This is a genomic window from Bacteroides propionicigenes (assembly GCF_018390535.1).
Classification (GTDB): domain Bacteria; phylum Bacteroidota; class Bacteroidia; order Bacteroidales; family Bacteroidaceae; genus Bacteroides; species Bacteroides propionicigenes.
On the sequence record NZ_JAHBBW010000004.1, the window covers coordinates 106,842 to 123,086 of the forward strand.

Here is a 16,245-nt window from a genome sequence, read left to right on the forward strand (position 1 = left end):
TCAATAATCATATATAATGAAACGAATGAGAACAAATGTTTTAGCAATTATACTGTCCGGAGCAGTAGCGACACTTGCAATCAGTGACGCAATGGCACAGACACAGAACAGCCGTTCAACCTATTTTTTGGAAGGAAGCACTTACCGTCATGAACTCAATCCTGCCTTTATGGGCGAACGCGGTTATGTCAGCTTCCCCGGTTTGGGAAATCTTACAATCGGTGCACAGTCCACAGGTGGCGTAGGCGACTTTATCTTCAAGAAAGCCAATGGAGACCTCACCACCTTCATGAATGAAGAAGTCAGCAGCGCCGAATTCATGAAAGGACTGCCTAAAAGACTGAAAGTAGGCGTCAACATAGACGAGTCGATACTCTCCTTAGGTTTTCACGCTTGGGGCGGTTTCAACACATTAGGTATCTCCGTAAAGTCAAACACCAACTTCTTCATGCCCGATGAGCTCTTTAAGTTCATGAAGAACGGAGTAGCCAGCGAAACGGGAAGCAATTACAATGTGAAAAACCTGAATATCGTATCTACCAACTATGCGGAAATCGCTTTCGGCCATGCACGCGAAATCAATGAACGCCTGACAGTAGGCGCCAAAGTCAAGGCTCTCGTGGGATTGGCAAAAGCAACCATGCATATTGATGAGTTGAACATCCTCGCCTCTCAGGACAAATGGACTATCACTCCTAAGAATGCCGAACTCTATATGTCCGCCAAGGGTCTTATAATACCTACCAAAGGTGAAACCGGCAACTATCAGGAAGACGACTATACGCTGGATGCCGACGGAAACAGAACCCAAACATTGAAAGAAGGCACTGAAGGACAGATTTCGTATGATGATATGGATTTTGATACAGACAACCTCGGCCCCACAGGCTTCGGTATGGCTATTGATTTGGGAGCAACGTACAAGCTGAACGATGAATGGACATTCTCCGCCTCTCTGCTCGACCTCGGTTTCATATCTTGGAAGAATACAACTAAAGGAACAATGAGCAAGGACTTCACTTTCGACGGTTTCAGTGAAATCTCTGTAAAAGACGACGGAACTGATAGTAATCAAAAACTGGATACCCAAGTAGACGAATTGGTAGACGACCTTGCCGACCTCGCCAAATTTGACAAGGCAGGTGAAGGCATGAAACGTACCACCGCCCTCGCAGCCACCCTGCACTTGGGTGCACAATACACATTGCCCGCTTACGACCGTCTGAGCTTCGGTTTCCTCTCCACTACCCGTATGCAAGGTAAGCACTCATGGACAGAAGCCCGCGTTTCTGCCAATGTAGCTCCTCTCTCTTGGTTTGAAGCATCTGTAAACTATGCCTTGTCCAACTTCGGCTCCGATGCCGGTATCATGTTGAACTTCCACCCGCGCGGCTTCAACTTCTTCATCGGTGCAGACGTCCCCATGTGCAAATACGAACCGGCTTACTTCGCTCCTATCAGCCGTGCGCAAGTCAACGTAAACATGGGTATCAACTTCACTTTCGGACCCAAGCACAAGCGTAAATACAAAACGGTAGAAACTCAATCACTCTAAATTCATCAACTAAAACAAGAAGAATATGAAAAAAATATATTGTCTGCTGTTTGCCATGTTGCCACTGGCTGCATTTGCAGGTGAAGTAAAAGTCACCAAACCGGCATTGACTTTGGAGAACGATACGCTGACACTGGATTTCAAGTTCAATATGGAAGCCGTGAAAGTCAACAGTACTCAATCCTATGCATTTACTCCGGTACTGTTTGCCGGAAAGAAGTACAAAACCCTGCCGCCCGTTGTTGTAACCGGTAAGAAGAAATTCAAGATGCGCCATAAAGACCGCAAACTTGCCAAGAAAGGCTATTATGATGCACCTTATACCATAATTAAAGGAAAGTCTGCCGACCGCCAAAATTTGGTTAACTACACCGTATGTCTTCCTTATGAAGAATGGATGAACGAGGCGGATATGTGGATATTGCAGGAAGGCAGAAAAGACTGTCTGCTGGATTTACCCGAAATAAAGGTAATAGAACCGGTAGTTATCGTAGAAGAAGAGCCATTGCCACAGAAAGGGGCTATTTGCGAACCTTGTATGAGCATGGTGTCTTACCTTACTCCAACGGAAGAGCCTTTGAAAGTCCGTTCCGAACAAAACACCCTGTACATAGAATATGCAGTAGGCGGCACAGAATTCAAAGCTGATTTCAAGAACAACTCCACAGAGTTGCAAAAGCTGAAAGAAACTCTGAACCCGCTGACCGAAGGTGATTTGGTTACTTTCAAAGCTATCAACGTATGCGGATACGCTTCACCCGACGGCTCAGCCAAGACCAACGACCGCGTGGCTACAAAACGTGCCGACTCCTTCGCTCTTTATCTGAGAGGAAGCTATCACTTCCCTGACAGCATATTGAACGTAACTTCAGCCGGTGAAGATTGGGACAGCCTTATTAAGATGCTCGAAGAAGACAAACCTGCATATGCAGACAAGGCATTGGAAATCATCAACAAATACACCAACCTTGATGTACGTGAAGCCAGACTGAAGACCGGATTGGGAGCCACGACTTATCGCACCATGATAAACGAATATTATTCCCGTTTGCGCCGTCTGTCTATCTCCGTGGATTACGAAATACGTGAAGTCCGCAACTCCGAAGCGGCAACATTGATTTATACCAATCCCAAGATGCTGAACCTGCAGGAAATGTATGGTGTGGCCAAGAACTTCCAACCGGGCACAAAGGAATATAAGGAAGTTTATGAAATAGCCGCCACTAATTACCCTGCAGACATTGTGGCGAATATCAATGCCGCCTCCGCCAATATCGTTTACGGTGACTTTGACCGTGCCGGACAATACTTGGAAAGAGTAAAAGATGACCCTCGTGCATGGAACAACCTGGGAGTATTGGCATGGCTGTCCGGCGATACGGAAATCGCAAAGGAATGGTTTACCAAAGCCTTGACCGTAGAGCCTGAAAAAGCACAGGAAAACCTGAATAAGATGAAGTAACGTACATCTTGATATAACTCATAAGAGAGTTGCAATAGTGGGATTTTTCCCCTATATTGCAACTCTTTTAGTATAGATATAAGAAGACATGAAATACCTGATTCTATTCCTTACATTTGCCAAAATAGGAATGTTTACCATCGGTGGAGGATACGCCATGATACCACTTATTGAGCGAGAGATTGTAAACAAAAAATGGATGACTAAAAACGACTTTATGGAGATGTTCGCATTAACCCAGTCGCTACCGGGAGTGTTTGCGGTCAATATATCCATATTTGTCGGTTACAAACTGCACAAAGTAAAAGGCAGTTTGGTATGCGCTTTGGCTACCATACTACCGTCTTTCGTCATTATGATGCTGATAGCAATGTTCTTTGCCCGTTTTCAAGACAATCAAATTATGATACGCATCTTCAATGGCATTCGCCCGGCGGTGGTAGCCTTAATCGTATTTCCTTGCATTTCCGCAGTGCGTGCCTTGAAACTGAAATACTGGCAACTGGTGCTTCCCGCTATCGCAACATTGCTCATCTGGCAATGCGGACTGTCGCCTGTCTACATTGTTTTGGCAGGAATTGCCGGCGGGCTCATTTACACACTATGGTTAAAAGATAAACTTACAAAACTACAAGCATGATTTATTGGCAGCTAATCTTAGTATATCTAAAAATTGGAATGTTCGGATTCGGAGGTGGCTATGCCATGCTCTCATTAATCCAACACGAAGTAGTAGACCGCTATCACTGGCTCACACTCCAGCAATTTACCGACGTCGTAGCTATTTCACAGATGACACCGGGACCGATTGGTATCAACAGCGCCACATATGTAGGCTATACCGTTACTCAAAGCGCATGGGGAGCTGTTGCCGCCACCGTGGCTGTCTGCCTGCCTTCATTCATATTAGTACTGCTCATATCCTATTTCTTCGTGAAATGCAGAGACAACAAATACATCAAGGCTGCCATGTCGGGACTATTGCCAATGTCTGTTTCACTGATTGCCGCAGCCGCCTTGTTACTGATGAATAAAGAAAACTTCATTGACTACAAAAGCATTCTCATCTTTGCGGCTGCTTTCGGAGTGACTTGGAAGTGGAAGATACATCCTATCCTGCTGATAATACTTGCGGGAATAGCCGGATATATTCTATATTGACAGGTCTTTTACCGCACTTTTCCTGCGACAGACAGCATTTTGCGTGCATAGCACCAAACCACGCAATAAGCAGCCAACGGTACGATAAACGCTATCACCATTGTTGTATAATCGGCTACAAGCCCCATCAACAGAGGACCTACTACCCCGCCTACGGGAGACATCATCAAGAAAGAAGAAGCACGCTTGGTATGGTTGCCCAACCCTCTTAGAGAAAGAGCAAAAATAGTAGGAAACATTATAGCCTCGAAAGCATATCCGCAGAGCAACGCTATCAGTGACACCATACCGACATCAAGCAATACCGCCAAAGTAGTCACTACCGTTCCTGTAGCGCAAACCAACAACATTTTCTCTGCACGTACACGTCCCATAATCCAGCTACCCGCAAAACGTCCCAGCATAAACAAGCCCAATCCGCCAAACGAGAGTACCAGTGAAGCATCACGAGCATTCATCCAGCCCTGCTCTACTACATAATTGATAAAAAAGCTATTAATGGAAATTTCTCCTATTTCGTAGGCAAACAAAGCGAGCAGACCAAAGATAAAAAGTTTGTGTGACCACAGCCCTATCTGATGCCCTTCTTCATCCACCTCTATCCCATGCTCTATTTCGGGTAGCTTTATCCTTGAAAAAACCAGTGCTACTAACAATACAACTATCCCCATACCGACATAAGGCAGAGCCACATTACCCCCACTGCCATTCCCGTCTTCCGAAAACAAAAGCAACCCTGCCAATACAGGAGCGCAAATACATCCCAATCCGTTGAACGATTGTGCAAAATTCAAGCGGCTGGCAGCTGTCTCTTTTGCTCCCAATTCCGTAGCATAAGGATTGGCTGCAGTTTCCAAAAAAGTCAGTCCGCAACCAATGACAAAAAGAGCAAACAAAAACATATTGAACGACAGATAGTACTGTCCGGGAATAAACAATAACGACCCGATACCATACAGCAGTAATCCGAAAACCACCCCTCTGCGATACCCGAAACGGCTTATGAATAAGCCTGCAGGAATAGCCATAACAAAATATCCCATATACATCATTGCTTGGATAAAAGCCGAATGCGCTTTCGTAATATCCAGTAATTCTTGGAAATGTTTGTTCAGCACATCCAAAATGGCATGCGCAAATCCCCATAAAAAGAAGAGAGAAGTAATCAATATAAAAGGAACAAGATATTGTTCCCCCACCAACGGTATTCGTTTCTGTTTCATAATATCTTTTATCTGCCAATAAATGCGGCTGCAAAGATAAACAATAAAAACTTGTCCATAACCTATCCAATTTAAATAATTACCGCCCCCGGATACAGTTATCACAAAAGCATCACGAATAAGCCATATAGAGGCTATCTAAAGCCTTTTTTTTTGCAGAAACAACAAAAAAGCAAAGCTCTGAAATCCTTGAATTTCAGAGCTTTGCTTTAATTTGCTATTTGCTTTCGCGGTGCGTACGGGACTCGAACCCGTGACCCCATGCGTGACAGGCATGTATTCTAACCAACTGAACTAACGCACCAGAATTTCATTCTTTCATCGCTATCTCTCTCGATTGCGGTTGCAAAGGTAGGCGTTTTTTTTTAACCTGCAATAGCTTGAAAGAAAAAAAATCATCTTTTTTTTAACATTGGTTGATTATAAGAGATTTATGTTACCTTTGCATAGACAAAAAAAATAGAAATCATGAAAAATACCCCTATTGAACGTAAATTAATAGATGAAACTATCGAAGATTTTCATATTGCAGACTTTGCAAAAGCTACTATTCGCGAAGTAAAAGCTATCGCAGCTAAGGCAGAAGCTGATTCCGGTGTGGAATTTATAAAAATGGAAATGGGAGTTCCCGGACTGCCACCTTCGGCCGTAGGAGTAAAGGCGGAAATTGAATCTCTGCAAAAAGGGATAGCAAGCCTATATCCGGACATCAACGGTTTGCCGGCATTGAAAGAGGAAGCATCCCGCTTTATCAAAGCATTCATCAACGTAGATGTAGCGCCGGAAGGATGCGTACCGGTAACAGGCTCCATGCAGGGAACTTTTGCCTCATTCCTCACATGCAGCCAATGCGACGGGAAGAAAGATACCATCCTGTTCATCGACCCCGGTTTCCCCGTGCAAAAGCAACAATTAGTTGTAATGGGACAGAAATATGAAACCTTTGATGTGTACGATTACCGTGGTGACAAACTGAAAGAAAAGTTGGAAAGCTATCTCAAAAAAGGCAATATCTCCGCCATTGTTTACTCCAACCCGAATAATCCCAGCTGGATATGTCTGAAAGAAGAGGAACTCCGCATTATCGGTGAGCTTGCCACTCAATATGACGTAATTGTCTTGGAAGACCTTGCCTATTTCGCCATGGATTTCCGTCAGGACCTAAGCAAACCGTTCCAAGCGCCATACCAGCCTTCAGTAGCCCATTACACCGACCATTATGTCTTGCTCATATCCGGTTCCAAAGCATTCAGCTATGCAGGACAACGCATCGGAGTAAGTTGCATCTCGGACAAACTTTATCACCGGGCATATCCGGGACTGACACAACGCTATGGTGGCGGTACGTTCGGCACAGTGTTCATTCACCGCGTCCTGTACGCCCTTTCTTCCGGAACCAGCCACTCGGCGCAATATGCGCTTGCCGCCATGCTGAAAGCTGCCAATGAAGGCGAATACAACTTCTTGGACGAAGTAAAGATATATGGAGAACGCGCACGGCGATTGAAAGAGATTTTCCTGCGTCACGGTTTCCATCTGGTATACGACAACGACCTCGGAGACCCCGTAGCAGACGGATTCTACTTCACTATCGGCTATCCGGGCATGAGCAGCGGCGAGCTTGCCAAAGAGCTGATGTACTACGGCGTAAGCGCCATTTCACTGGTAACCACCGGAAGCCACCAAGAAGGATTACGCGCCTGCACCTCATTCATCCAAGACCATCAATATGCCCAGTTGGATGAACGTATGGCTATTTTTGCAGAAAACCATCCTATAAAATAGACCGTATATGCCTTTTACAGAGAATGAACGTTCAAAACCATGAAGACACTTCATTCTCTGTAAAACCTTAAAAACCCCAAGAAAGACACTTTTCTCGCAAAAAAGAGAAATATAATTTGCTCCTTTATAGAAAAATACTTAATTTGGGGGCATGTATATCAATACGGACATATTCAAAATAGAAACTAACCATATAGTTCCTACACGAGGAAAAGTTCTTATATCCGAACCTTTTTTGTGTGACCATATGTTCGGGCGAGCGGTTATTTTATTAGTAGACCATACACAAGACGGAACAATGGGATTGGTCATGAACAAACCGTTGCCTCTATTTTTGAATGATTTATTAAGCGAAATCGACTGCCGGGAAGATATTCCTATCTATAAAGGCGGTCCCATCAGCACCGACACCCTTTTCTATCTGCACACGCTGGATAACGTAGCAGACTCACTCCCGATAGCCAACGGATTCTATCTGAACGGCGATTTCACCGCCATCAAGCGATTTATGGCGGAAGGAAATTCTATAAAAGGAAAAATACGCTTCTTCCTCGGTTACTCCGGCTGGGAGCCCGGACAATTGAAGCAGGAGATAGAAGAAAATACCTGGCTGGTGGACAAAGCGGATATTCCCTCACTCATGGATGAAAAAGCCAGCAGAAGCCTATGGAAAGACGCGCTTGGCAAACTCGGCGGGAAATATGAAATGTGGTCACGCTTTCCGCAAATCCCCACCCTGAACTGACAGCAACCGACAAACCCGATTGCCGATTACCTTTTATCCGGTTCCGCACTCTCAGGACGAATACGCTGCATCAAAACAACATCCTTAAATTCGCCGCCTGTAAACCACCACTCTTTCAACAGTCCGCACTGCACAAACCCACAAGAGCCGAACAGACGCAGGCTCACGTCATTATCGGCAGCCACATGAACAATCAGTTGCTTCAGAAACAAAAAGCCAAAGGCATAATCACATAAAAGTTTCAAGGCATCGGAAGCATATCCATTCCCTTGATACTCCTTTCGCACCGCAATCCCCACCTCACCGCGGGAGTGCATCGGGGCAAAGTCCGTAACATCAATAGTACCCACCACGGCATCATCCTCGAGACGCACTATCATCATGCGAAGCTGACGGTCGGCAAACATATCGCATTGCGAGTTTTCCATGTATTGCTTCAGCACATACTTGGAATATGGCACAGAGAAGTTCGTGACATCCCACGTCTGCGGGTCATTCTCCATGGCATACATTATCTCCAAATCTTCCGGTTCCATGGCCCGGAGACGTACACGTTCACTTACAAAATAAGAAGGTTTCATTATTCTTTATCTATATGCAGTTCCTTACGCAAACGATTTTCACCCGGCAGGCAGAACAGCGACGCGGTCAGAGCAATCAAAGCGCAAAGCACTCCCTTATTGCTCAGCATCATATAATAAGTGAGAAATCCCGCCAATACCGGCACGGCAAGCAGAGCCAGACGCACTCCGCTCCACAGCGCGTACAAGCGCAGTGCATCCGTAATGGCAACAACATCTATTTTCTTAGCCAGCACCCACGAAAAAAGTTTCAGGGAAACGGGCACTAACGCAGCCGTAAGCAGAATCGTAACAGTCTCCGCAAAATACGTAGCGCGCACATCTCCCGCATAGGCGCCAACCCATTCTCCGCCCGTCTCTCCAAAAGCCACGAGGAATACGGGCAACATCCAGAAATATACAAACACCATCTTCGTGCGGGAAGCAACCCGCTTTATCTTTTCTTCCATACAATCATTTTTTTAAGTTATGTGTCATACCGCGCCCGTAAACGGAGTACGGTTCACAATGCTGCGTCCGAGCGTTACCTCGTCCGCATATTCCAGTTCGTCTCCCACAGAGATACCGCGCGCTATCACAGACAGCTTCACTCCCAACTTTTCCAGTTTGCGATAAATATAAAAGTTGGTCGTATCGCCTTCCATAGTAGTACTGAGGGCAAACACCACTTCCTTAATGCCACCCGCTGCCACCCGCTGCACCAGACTCTCTATTTCCAAGTCACCGGGGCCTATTCCGTCCATCGGCGAAATCACCCCGCCCAGCACATGATACAGTCCGCGGAATTGTTGCGTCGCTTCCACCGCCATCACATCACGTATGTTCTCCACCACGCAAATAACGGAAGAATCACGCTGAGGATTGGAGCAGATACGGCAAGTCTCCGTATCAGAAATATTATGGCACACCTTGCAGTACTTCACTTCATGCTTCAGCGTAACGATGGCATTGCCGAAAGCCTCCACCACCGCCGTATCCTGCCGCAGCAGATGAAGCACCAGCCTCATGGCAGTCTTCCGGCCCACACCCGGCAGTTTGGCAAACTCATTCACCGCTTTCTCCAGTAATATCGAGGGAAATTGTCCGTTCATACTTAAAGTTCTCCTATTGGCGGGCAAAGATAGAGAGAAATCCGCATTATGAACAAAGATTTTTGAAATAAGTGCTACCTTTGCAGGAAGAAACAAATTAAAAAACAGATAACAAAATGGAGATAACAAACGCTGAATTCGTCATCAGCAATACAGACGTAACCAAGTGCCCCGGCGGGACATTCCCCGAATACGCCTTCATCGGACGTTCCAACGTTGGAAAATCCAGCCTCATCAATATGCTGACAGGACGCAAGGGGCTTGCCATGACGTCCGCAACTCCGGGAAAAACCATGCTCATCAACCATTTCCTTATTAACAAGAGCTGGTATATCGTAGACCTTCCGGGCTACGGCTACGCCAAGCGCGGACAGAAAGGACAGGAGCAAATTCAGCGCATCATAGAAACCTACATCCTGCAACGCGAGCAAATGACCAACCTCTTTGTTCTCGTAGACAGCCGCCACGAGCCGCAAGCCATCGACCTTGCCTTCATAGAATGGCTGGGTGAAAACGGAGTGCCTTTTGCCATCGTTTTCACCAAAGCCGACAAGCTGAAAGGCGGCAGGATAAACAGCAACATCCGCCATTATTTGGAGAAACTGCACGAACAATGGGAAGAGCTTCCCCCCTACTTCGTCACGTCTTCCGAAAACCGTATGGGACGCGAAGAACTGTTGGGCTACATCGAACAAATCAACAAGGACATTAACTCCAAACTATAATTATTATAACCGAAATGAAAAGATTTGTTTTTTGGCACATATTCGTTGCCGCATTGCTAATGGCTTCCAATAGCCAAGCACAATCTCTGAAAGATTTATTAAACAAGGAGAACATCGAGAAAGTAGTAAGCACCGTAACCGGAAAAAGCACCGCCGGCATGGAAGGAACATGGGCATATACCGGTTCGGCCATTGAATTCGAATCGGACAACCTACTGCAAAAAGCAGGCGGTTCGGTAGCTGCCGGCGCTGCCGAAAGCAAGCTGAACGAGCAATTGGCAAAGGTGGGCATCAAAGAAGGACAAATGTCTTTCACCTTCAATGCAGACAGCACTTTCACAGCCAAAGTGGGTGCGAAAAGCATAAAAGGGACTTACTCCTACGACGCTTCCACACAGCATGCGAACCTGAAATTCATGAAGCTGATTCCGCTCAGCGCCAAAGTAAACTGTACATCCACCAGTATGGATTTGCTGTTCAATTCGGACAAACTATTAAAGCTGATTACCCTGATTTCCAGCAAGAGCAGCAATGCCACGCTTAAGACAATAGGCTCACTGGCAAACAGCTATGACGGCATGATGCTGGGCTTTGCCTTGAAAAAGGAATAAACACACCAATAGGGTTTTCGGATTGACCCGAATAACCCCTATAACGGAAAAACAAAAATCCCCGTAAGTATCATTACTTACGGGGATTTTTGCTTTTTTTTTTAATAAACTTAAATAGGAAAAGAGCGGAAAACGAGACTCGAACTCGCGACCCTAACCTTGGCAAGGTTATGCTCTACCAACTGAGCTATTTCCGCAAATGATGCCCTTCTTACAAAGAGCGTGCCCAGAACAGGACTCGAACCTGCATGCCTCTCGACACACGCACCTGAAACGTGCGCGTCTACCAATTCCGCCACCTGGGCAATCATTAAATCAAAGAAAGAGCGGAAAACGAGACTCGAACTCGCGACCCTAACCTTGGCAAGGTTATGCTCTACCAACTGAGCTATTTCCGCAATATGCTATGTGAAGAGAAGGAGACTCGAACTCCCACGACATAATTGTCACTACCCCCTCAAAGTAGCGCGTCTACCAATTCCGCCACCTCTCCAACATATTCTAAACATTTCACAGACCATTGCCTCTACCCTTGTGCCCAGAACAGGACTCGAACCTGCATGCCTCTCGACACACGCACCTGAAACGTGCGCGTCTACCAATTCCGCCACCTGGGCATTAGGTAATTGCAATCATTAAATCATAGACAAGAGCGGAAAACGAGACTCGAACTCGCGACCCTAACCTTGGCAAGGTTATGCTCTACCAACTGAGCTATTTCCGCGTTTGCGGTTGCAAAGGTAGATATTTTCCTTAAACCTGCAAACATTCTACGCACTTTTTTCACACATAAAATTGAACATTCCGTCCAATGTGAAAGCAGACTTTTGATTATCAACTCATTCGGTCACGATAATCTTCGTAAGAAAATTGCTTGAACACATCAGCTTTCCCCTCTTTTGTCCACATGGCGATGGCGGGATGATGAATTCCGTTGAACATATTTGTCTTCACCATCGTATAATGTATCATATCTTCAAAAATGATTCTTTCGCCGATTTGCAGTTCATGGTCGAAGCTCCACAAGCCCATGTAGTCGCCGCTCAAGCAAGAATTGCCGCCCAAACGGTAGACGTACGGGCCGCCATCCCCCATTTCAGCACCCCGGACGGCAGGCTGGTAAGGCATCTCCAGGCAGTCGGGCATATGGCAGGTGAAGCTGACATTCAGGATGGCGGTACGGATGCCGCGATTCTCTACAATATCCACTACTTCGGAAGTCAGCACTCCCGTCTGCCAAGTAAACGCAGAGCCGGGCTCCAAGATAATACGCAAATGGGGATAACGCTCTTTCAGTCCGCGTAGCAGACTAACCAGATGTTCTACATCGTAGTCCTTGCGCGTCATCAGATGCCCGCCGCCCAGATTCAACCACTTTATTTGCGGAAACCAGCGGGAGAACTTCGCTTCCAGATGCTCCAACGTGCGTTCCAGTTCGTACGAGGACGACTCGCAATGGCAGTGGCAGTGAAATCCGTCGATACCTTGCGGCAGCGCATCGGGAAGTTGTTCGGCCATTACGCCGAAACGAGTGCCGGGAGCACAAGGATTATACAGTTCCGTCTCTACTTCGGAATACTCCGGATTGATGCGTATGCCGCAGGATATGCCCTGTCCGTCCGCCTGAACCATGGGATAGAAACGTTGGAACTGAGCCGACGAATTGAATGTAATATGGCTACTGCACCGCATGATTTCCGGAAAGTCGGCTTCCGTATATGCCGGAGAATACGTATGCGCCTTGCTGCCGAATTCTTCCAACGCCAAGCGCGCCTCGTAAACGGAACTCGCCGTAGAATGCTCTACATACTCACGGAATATGGGAAACGAGCGCCACATGGCAAAGGACTTGAAAGCAAGAATAATCTCTACTCCCGCCCGGTCGGCAACGCTCTTTATCAGTGTGAGGTTCTTCCTCAACAGTTCTTCTTCCATGATATAGCAAGGAGAAGGGAAAAGGCCGAAATCTTTGTCTGTCATCATTATTGTATATCTTTTTTATCACTCATAAATAATTTGAGGAAACCCTAATCAGCGCCTTTCCCAAAAGTCTCCGACGATTTACTAAAACTTCGGGCAAGATTTACTAAATCGTCCTCCCTCTTTTAGTAAATCGCCGAAAACAATTTAGTAGAACGAATTCCGCGATTCGGGACAGTTCCTCAAACTGTAAAGTATATTTATTGTCCTATAATCTTGAAACGTGCGAAACGCAAAAGAAGTTGCTTGTCGCCCGCATTTTTAAAGCGAATGGTGGCTTTGGCATTATCACCCTCGCCTTCCACTTTCATCACTTCACCCAAGCCGAAACGTTCATGCTCGATAAGTTGCCCCGGTTGCACCGCACTTCCTCCTGCGGCGGCCGATGAATGGGATGCGGCGGAAGCTGTTCCCATAGAAGGCGTCACCCGTTTTAAGTTGCGGGGAACGGTGGGGGCAATGATTTCCTGCCGGGGACGAGCTTTTTCCTCACGTTTTCCGTACATCATGCCGGAAGAGAAATCCTCTCTGTTCTCCCGGCGGAAAGACGTGGCAGTCTCGTCTATTCTGCGGCTCAATCCCGCATCCTGCGGCAATTTGAGGAAACGCACATCTATATCTTTCAGAAAGCGGCTGGGATTTCCAAACTCCATCTTTCCATAACGATAGCGGCTCTTGGCATAAGTAAGGAAACAATGGTCTTCCGCACGGGTTATGGCTACGTAGAACAGGCGGCGTTCTTCTTCCAGCGCCCTCGGAGAGTCTCCCGCCATACCGCTGGGAAACAGTTCTTCTTCCATGCCTACCACAAAGACATTCTTAAATTCCAGTCCTTTGGCGGAATGCACGGTCATCAGGGTTATCTTTTCGTCGTCTCCGTCCTTGTCCGAGTCTTGGTCGGTCAGCAAGGAGACTTCCGAAAGGAAGTCGCTCAGCGTAATGTTTGTATTGCCCTCTTCCTGCCGTTGGGCGCAGAAGTCGCCCATACCGTTTGCAAGCTCTTCGATATTCTCCTTGCGGCTGAGATTTTCGGGAGAATTGTCTTGGCAAACATCATTGATGATGCCTGACTGACGGATTATCTCCGCACCGAGTTCGTAGGCGTTTTTCTCGGCAACGCTCTCTATAAAGCCCGCCATCAAGTTGCGAAAGCCTTGCAGTTTGCCCGCTGTACCTTTATTTATGTTCACTCCGTAAGTCAGCGGTTCGCAGAGTACGGTCCACAGGCTTACGTTGTTGTCAGTGGCGGCAGCGGTGATTTTTCCTACGGTAGTGTCGCCTATCCCGCGTGCCGGATAGTTGATGATACGCTTGAAAGCCTCTTCATCATTCGGATTGACCGTCAGGCGGAAATAGGCGATTACGTCTTTTATTTCCTTGCGCTGATAGAAAGACAGTCCGCCGTAAATGCGATACGGCATACTGCGCTTGCGCATGGCTTCCTCGAAGACACGGCTTTGCGCGTTGGTGCGATAGAGTATGGCAAAGTCGGAATAAGCATAATTCTCCTGCCGGCGCAATTCGGCTATCTTGTTGATTACAATATCGCCCTCTTCCACATCACTGTATGCCTGATACACCCCGATAGCCTCTCCCCTCTCCTTTTCCGAAAAGACTTCCTTGCGAATCTGCCGCTGGTTCTTCTCTATCAGGCTGTTGGCGGCAGATACAATCGTTTGCGTGGAACGGTAGTTTTGCTCCAGTTTAAAGACCTTCGTGCCCGGGTATATTTTTGTAAAATACAGGATGTTGTCAATGTCCGCCCCCCGGAAGGAATAGATGCTTTGCGCATCATCGCCCACCACACAGACGTGCTGGTGTTCTTTCGCCAACTGGAGCACAATGCTGTGCTGGGCAAAGTTGGTGTCTTGATACTCATCCACCAAGATATAGCGAAACTGCGACTGATAGCGGGCAAGCACCTCCGGATGGTCGCGGAAAAGCAGGAAAGTATAGAACAGCAAATCATCGAAGTCCATAGCATCCGCCTGTCGGCAACGTTCCCAATAGCGGCGGTAAATATCGCGCAGGGCGGGCACTTTGGCGGCGCAGTCGCCTTCGTAGGCTTCCTTGTTGTTGGCATAGCCCGCAGGAGACACTAAGTGGTTCTTGGCATTGGAGATACGGGATTGCACCATGCCCGGCTTGTACACCTTTTCATCCAGCCCCATTTCCTTGATGATAGAGCGCAGCAGGCTTTTGCTGTCCGCCGTATCGTAAATGGTGAATTTCGGGGTAAATCCTATCTGCGCGGCTTCCGCATGCAGGATGCGCAAGAATATGGAGTGGAACGTTCCCATCCAAAGATGACGGGCACGCTCTATGCCTACTTGCCGGGCGATGCGCTCTTTCATTTCACGTGCCGCCTTATTGGTAAAGGTAAGTGCAAGAATGTTCCACGGCTGGTAATCGTTCTCCAGCAGATAGGCTATCTTGTAGGTCAGCACACGGGTTTTTCCCGAACCTGCACCGGCTATCACCAGTGACGGGCCTTCGTTATAGAGCACCGCAGCACGCTGTCCCTCATTCAGTTCTTGTATGTAATCGGACATATTCCTAATCATCTAACGGGTAAAGTTTGGGTACAAAGATAAAAAAAGGTTCGGACACCAGCGAACAATTCCATGGGTTATCACGTTAGTATAGTAAAGTTTCAAAACTAAATAATTGAACTTATGAATACGTTATTAATGTCTTTAATGATAATGATTATGACACATGAAATGCCAAAACTTCCTTACGCAAACAATGCGCTGGAACCTGTAATCAGTCAGCAAACAATAGATTACCATTATGGTAAACATCTACAAACGTACGTGAACAATCTGAACAACCTTGTTCCGGGTACGGAGTATGAAAACAAAGATTTGGTCACTATCGTAGCTACCGCACCCGACGGTGCCATATTCAATAATGCCGGACAAGTGCTGAACCATACATTATACTTCCTGCAATTCTCTCCGAAGCCGTCTCAAAGCGAACCCGCCGGTAAACTGGCGGAAGCTATCAAACGTGATTTCGGCAGCTTCGAAAACTTCAAGAAAGAATTTAATGCAGCATCAGTCGGGTTATTCGGCTCGGGCTGGGCATGGTTGTCGGTAGATAAGAACGGGAAGCTGCATATCACCAAAGAAGCGAACGGAAGTAATCCCGTACGTTCGGGGCTGACCCCGCTACTGGGCTTCGACGTTTGGGAACACGCTTACTACCTTGATTATCAAAACAAACGCGCCGACCACGTCAACGCCCTCTGGAGTATAGTGGACTGGGATGCGGTAGGAAAGCGAATGAAATAAGCAACCCCTTATAAAACCCTGTTGAAGGGG

General features: G+C 46.9%; 15 protein-coding genes and 7 tRNA genes. 9 read left to right on the top strand and 13 right to left on the bottom strand.

All coding sequences use genetic code 11. From position 1 onward, the window contains the following. Nucleotides 1-25 precede the first annotated feature (25 nt). From KG118_RS07250 to KG118_RS07265, 4 genes are all read left to right on the top strand, one after another. Nucleotides 26-1,555 (top strand): DUF5723 family protein, encoded by a 1,530-nt coding sequence (locus KG118_RS07250; protein ID WP_199598792.1) that lies wholly within the window; start codon nt 26-28, stop codon nt 1,553-1,555. Between the two features lie 25 nt (nt 1,556-1,580). After that, the gene (locus KG118_RS07255; protein ID WP_117711798.1) at nt 1,581-3,017 is read left to right on the top strand and encodes a DUF3868 domain-containing protein; all 1,437 of its coding nucleotides are present in this window, start codon (nt 1,581-1,583) and stop codon (nt 3,015-3,017) included. A gap of 88 nt (nt 3,018-3,105) precedes the next feature. Continuing rightward, on the top strand, nt 3,106-3,657 hold the full coding sequence (locus tag KG118_RS07260; protein ID WP_117711800.1) for a chromate transporter: 552 nt from the start codon (nt 3,106-3,108) through the stop codon (nt 3,655-3,657). Then, nucleotides 3,654-4,178 carry a chromate transporter gene (locus KG118_RS07265; RefSeq protein WP_117711803.1) on the top strand — a complete coding sequence of 175 codons (525 nt, stop codon included), beginning with the start codon at nt 3,654-3,656 and terminating at the stop codon, nt 4,176-4,178. The genes KG118_RS07260 and KG118_RS07265 overlap by 4 nt, the downstream gene beginning before the upstream one ends. A gap of 8 nt (nt 4,179-4,186) precedes the next feature. Here the strand turns inward: KG118_RS07265 and KG118_RS07270 are convergent, their stop codons facing one another. Next, nucleotides 4,187-5,401 (bottom strand): sugar MFS transporter, encoded by a 1,215-nt coding sequence (locus tag KG118_RS07270; RefSeq protein WP_117711805.1) that lies wholly within the window; start codon nt 5,399-5,401, stop codon nt 4,187-4,189. Between the two features lie 230 nt (nt 5,402-5,631). Then, a tRNA-Asp gene (locus tag KG118_RS07275) sits at nt 5,632-5,705 on the bottom strand. A gap of 164 nt (nt 5,706-5,869) precedes the next feature. Here KG118_RS07275 and KG118_RS07280 point away from each other — a divergent pair. Both KG118_RS07280 and KG118_RS07285 read left to right on the top strand, forming a co-directional pair. Then, nucleotides 5,870-7,186: a pyridoxal phosphate-dependent aminotransferase gene (locus KG118_RS07280; RefSeq protein ID WP_117711830.1), complete on the top strand. Its 1,317-nt coding sequence runs from the start codon at nt 5,870-5,872 to the stop codon at nt 7,184-7,186. A gap of 151 nt (nt 7,187-7,337) precedes the next feature. Then, nucleotides 7,338-7,931, top strand: coding sequence for a YqgE/AlgH family protein (locus KG118_RS07285; protein ID WP_117711831.1), 594 nt, complete (start codon nt 7,338-7,340; stop codon nt 7,929-7,931). A gap of 26 nt (nt 7,932-7,957) precedes the next feature. Here KG118_RS07285 and KG118_RS07290 read toward each other — a convergent pair whose 3' ends face one another. The 3 genes from KG118_RS07290 to recR are packed head-to-tail and all read right to left on the bottom strand — an operon-like array spanning nt 7,958 to nt 9,603. Further along, a complete protein-coding gene (locus KG118_RS07290) occupies nt 7,958-8,512 on the bottom strand; it encodes a GNAT family N-acetyltransferase (RefSeq protein WP_117711834.1) in 555 nt (184 codons plus the stop codon). Continuing rightward, complete coding sequence (locus KG118_RS07295) at nt 8,512-8,961, bottom strand: hypothetical protein (RefSeq protein WP_117711836.1); 450 nt, start codon at nt 8,959-8,961, stop codon at nt 8,512-8,514. The genes KG118_RS07290 and KG118_RS07295 overlap by 1 nt, the downstream gene beginning before the upstream one ends. Before the next feature lie 24 nt (nt 8,962-8,985). Further along, a complete protein-coding gene (gene recR / locus KG118_RS07300; RefSeq protein WP_117711838.1) occupies nt 8,986-9,603 on the bottom strand; it encodes a recombination mediator RecR in 618 nt (205 codons plus the stop codon). A 116-nt stretch (nt 9,604-9,719) separates the two neighbouring features. Here recR and yihA point away from each other — a divergent pair, with 116 nt between their 5' ends. Both yihA and KG118_RS07310 read left to right on the top strand, forming a co-directional pair. After that, nucleotides 9,720-10,328, top strand: coding sequence for a ribosome biogenesis GTP-binding protein YihA/YsxC (gene yihA, locus KG118_RS07305; RefSeq protein WP_117711840.1), 609 nt, complete (start codon nt 9,720-9,722; stop codon nt 10,326-10,328). Nucleotides 10,329-10,342: 14 nt separating this feature from the next. Beyond that, nucleotides 10,343-10,939, top strand: a complete 597-nt coding sequence (locus KG118_RS07310) for a DUF4923 family protein (RefSeq protein ID WP_117711842.1) — start codon at nt 10,343-10,345, stop codon at nt 10,937-10,939. 124 nt (nt 10,940-11,063) lie between these two features. Here the strand turns inward: KG118_RS07310 and KG118_RS07315 are convergent. The 8 genes from KG118_RS07315 to KG118_RS07350 all read right to left on the bottom strand — a co-directional run bounded on the left by KG118_RS07315 (nt 11,064) and on the right by KG118_RS07350 (nt 15,471). Next, nucleotides 11,064-11,136 (bottom strand) — tRNA-Gly (locus KG118_RS07315). Between the two features lie 26 nt (nt 11,137-11,162). Continuing rightward, nucleotides 11,163-11,244: transfer RNA gene (locus KG118_RS07320), tRNA-Leu, on the bottom strand. 20 nt (nt 11,245-11,264) lie between these two features. Then, nucleotides 11,265-11,337 (bottom strand) — tRNA-Gly (locus tag KG118_RS07325). A gap of 11 nt (nt 11,338-11,348) precedes the next feature. Next, nucleotides 11,349-11,432: transfer RNA gene (locus tag KG118_RS07330), tRNA-Leu, on the bottom strand. Between the two features lie 42 nt (nt 11,433-11,474). Beyond that, a tRNA-Leu gene (locus KG118_RS07335) sits at nt 11,475-11,556 on the bottom strand. A gap of 34 nt (nt 11,557-11,590) precedes the next feature. After that, nucleotides 11,591-11,663: transfer RNA gene (locus tag KG118_RS07340), tRNA-Gly, on the bottom strand. Between the two features lie 110 nt (nt 11,664-11,773). After that, nucleotides 11,774-12,919 carry a carboxynorspermidine decarboxylase gene (nspC, locus tag KG118_RS07345; RefSeq protein WP_117712010.1) on the bottom strand — a complete coding sequence of 382 codons (1,146 nt, stop codon included), beginning with the start codon at nt 12,917-12,919 and terminating at the stop codon, nt 11,774-11,776. Nucleotides 12,920-13,119: 200 nt separating this feature from the next. Beyond that, nucleotides 13,120-15,471 (bottom strand): ATP-dependent helicase, encoded by a 2,352-nt coding sequence (locus KG118_RS07350; RefSeq protein ID WP_117711844.1) that lies wholly within the window; start codon nt 15,469-15,471, stop codon nt 13,120-13,122. Nucleotides 15,472-15,594: 123 nt separating this feature from the next. Here KG118_RS07350 and KG118_RS07355 point away from each other — a divergent pair, with 123 nt between their 5' ends. Beyond that, nucleotides 15,595-16,215, top strand: a complete 621-nt coding sequence (locus KG118_RS07355) for a superoxide dismutase (RefSeq protein ID WP_287052674.1) — start codon at nt 15,595-15,597, stop codon at nt 16,213-16,215. The last annotated feature ends 30 nt before the right edge of the window (nt 16,216-16,245 follow it).

What these genes read in the sequence shown, in the direction of transcription:
- KG118_RS07250 (WP_199598792.1), top strand. Translation starts at nt 26, where the DNA reads ATGAGAACAAATGTTTTAGCAATTATACTGTCCGGAGCAGTAGCGACA.
- KG118_RS07255 (WP_117711798.1), top strand. Translation starts at nt 1,581, where the DNA reads ATGAAAAAAATATATTGTCTGCTGTTTGCCATGTTGCCACTGGCTGCA.
- KG118_RS07260 (WP_117711800.1), top strand. Translation starts at nt 3,106, where the DNA reads ATGAAATACCTGATTCTATTCCTTACATTTGCCAAAATAGGAATGTTT.
- KG118_RS07265 (WP_117711803.1), top strand. Translation starts at nt 3,654, where the DNA reads ATGATTTATTGGCAGCTAATCTTAGTATATCTAAAAATTGGAATGTTC.
- KG118_RS07270 (WP_117711805.1), bottom strand. Translation starts at nt 5,401, where the DNA reads ATGAAACAGAAACGAATACCGTTGGTGGGGGAACAATATCTTGTTCCT.
- KG118_RS07280 (WP_117711830.1), top strand. Translation starts at nt 5,870, where the DNA reads ATGAAAAATACCCCTATTGAACGTAAATTAATAGATGAAACTATCGAA.
- KG118_RS07285 (WP_117711831.1), top strand. Translation starts at nt 7,338, where the DNA reads ATGTATATCAATACGGACATATTCAAAATAGAAACTAACCATATAGTT.
- KG118_RS07290 (WP_117711834.1), bottom strand. Translation starts at nt 8,512, where the DNA reads ATGAAACCTTCTTATTTTGTAAGTGAACGTGTACGTCTCCGGGCCATG.
- KG118_RS07295 (WP_117711836.1), bottom strand. Translation starts at nt 8,961, where the DNA reads ATGGAAGAAAAGATAAAGCGGGTTGCTTCCCGCACGAAGATGGTGTTT.
- recR (WP_117711838.1), bottom strand. Translation starts at nt 9,603, where the DNA reads ATGAACGGACAATTTCCCTCGATATTACTGGAGAAAGCGGTGAATGAG.
- yihA (WP_117711840.1), top strand. Translation starts at nt 9,720, where the DNA reads ATGGAGATAACAAACGCTGAATTCGTCATCAGCAATACAGACGTAACC.
- KG118_RS07310 (WP_117711842.1), top strand. Translation starts at nt 10,343, where the DNA reads ATGAAAAGATTTGTTTTTTGGCACATATTCGTTGCCGCATTGCTAATG.
- nspC (WP_117712010.1), bottom strand. Translation starts at nt 12,919, where the DNA reads ATGACAGACAAAGATTTCGGCCTTTTCCCTTCTCCTTGCTATATCATG.
- KG118_RS07350 (WP_117711844.1), bottom strand. Translation starts at nt 15,471, where the DNA reads ATGTCCGATTACATACAAGAACTGAATGAGGGACAGCGTGCTGCGGTG.
- KG118_RS07355 (WP_287052674.1), top strand. Translation starts at nt 15,595, where the DNA reads ATGAATACGTTATTAATGTCTTTAATGATAATGATTATGACACATGAA.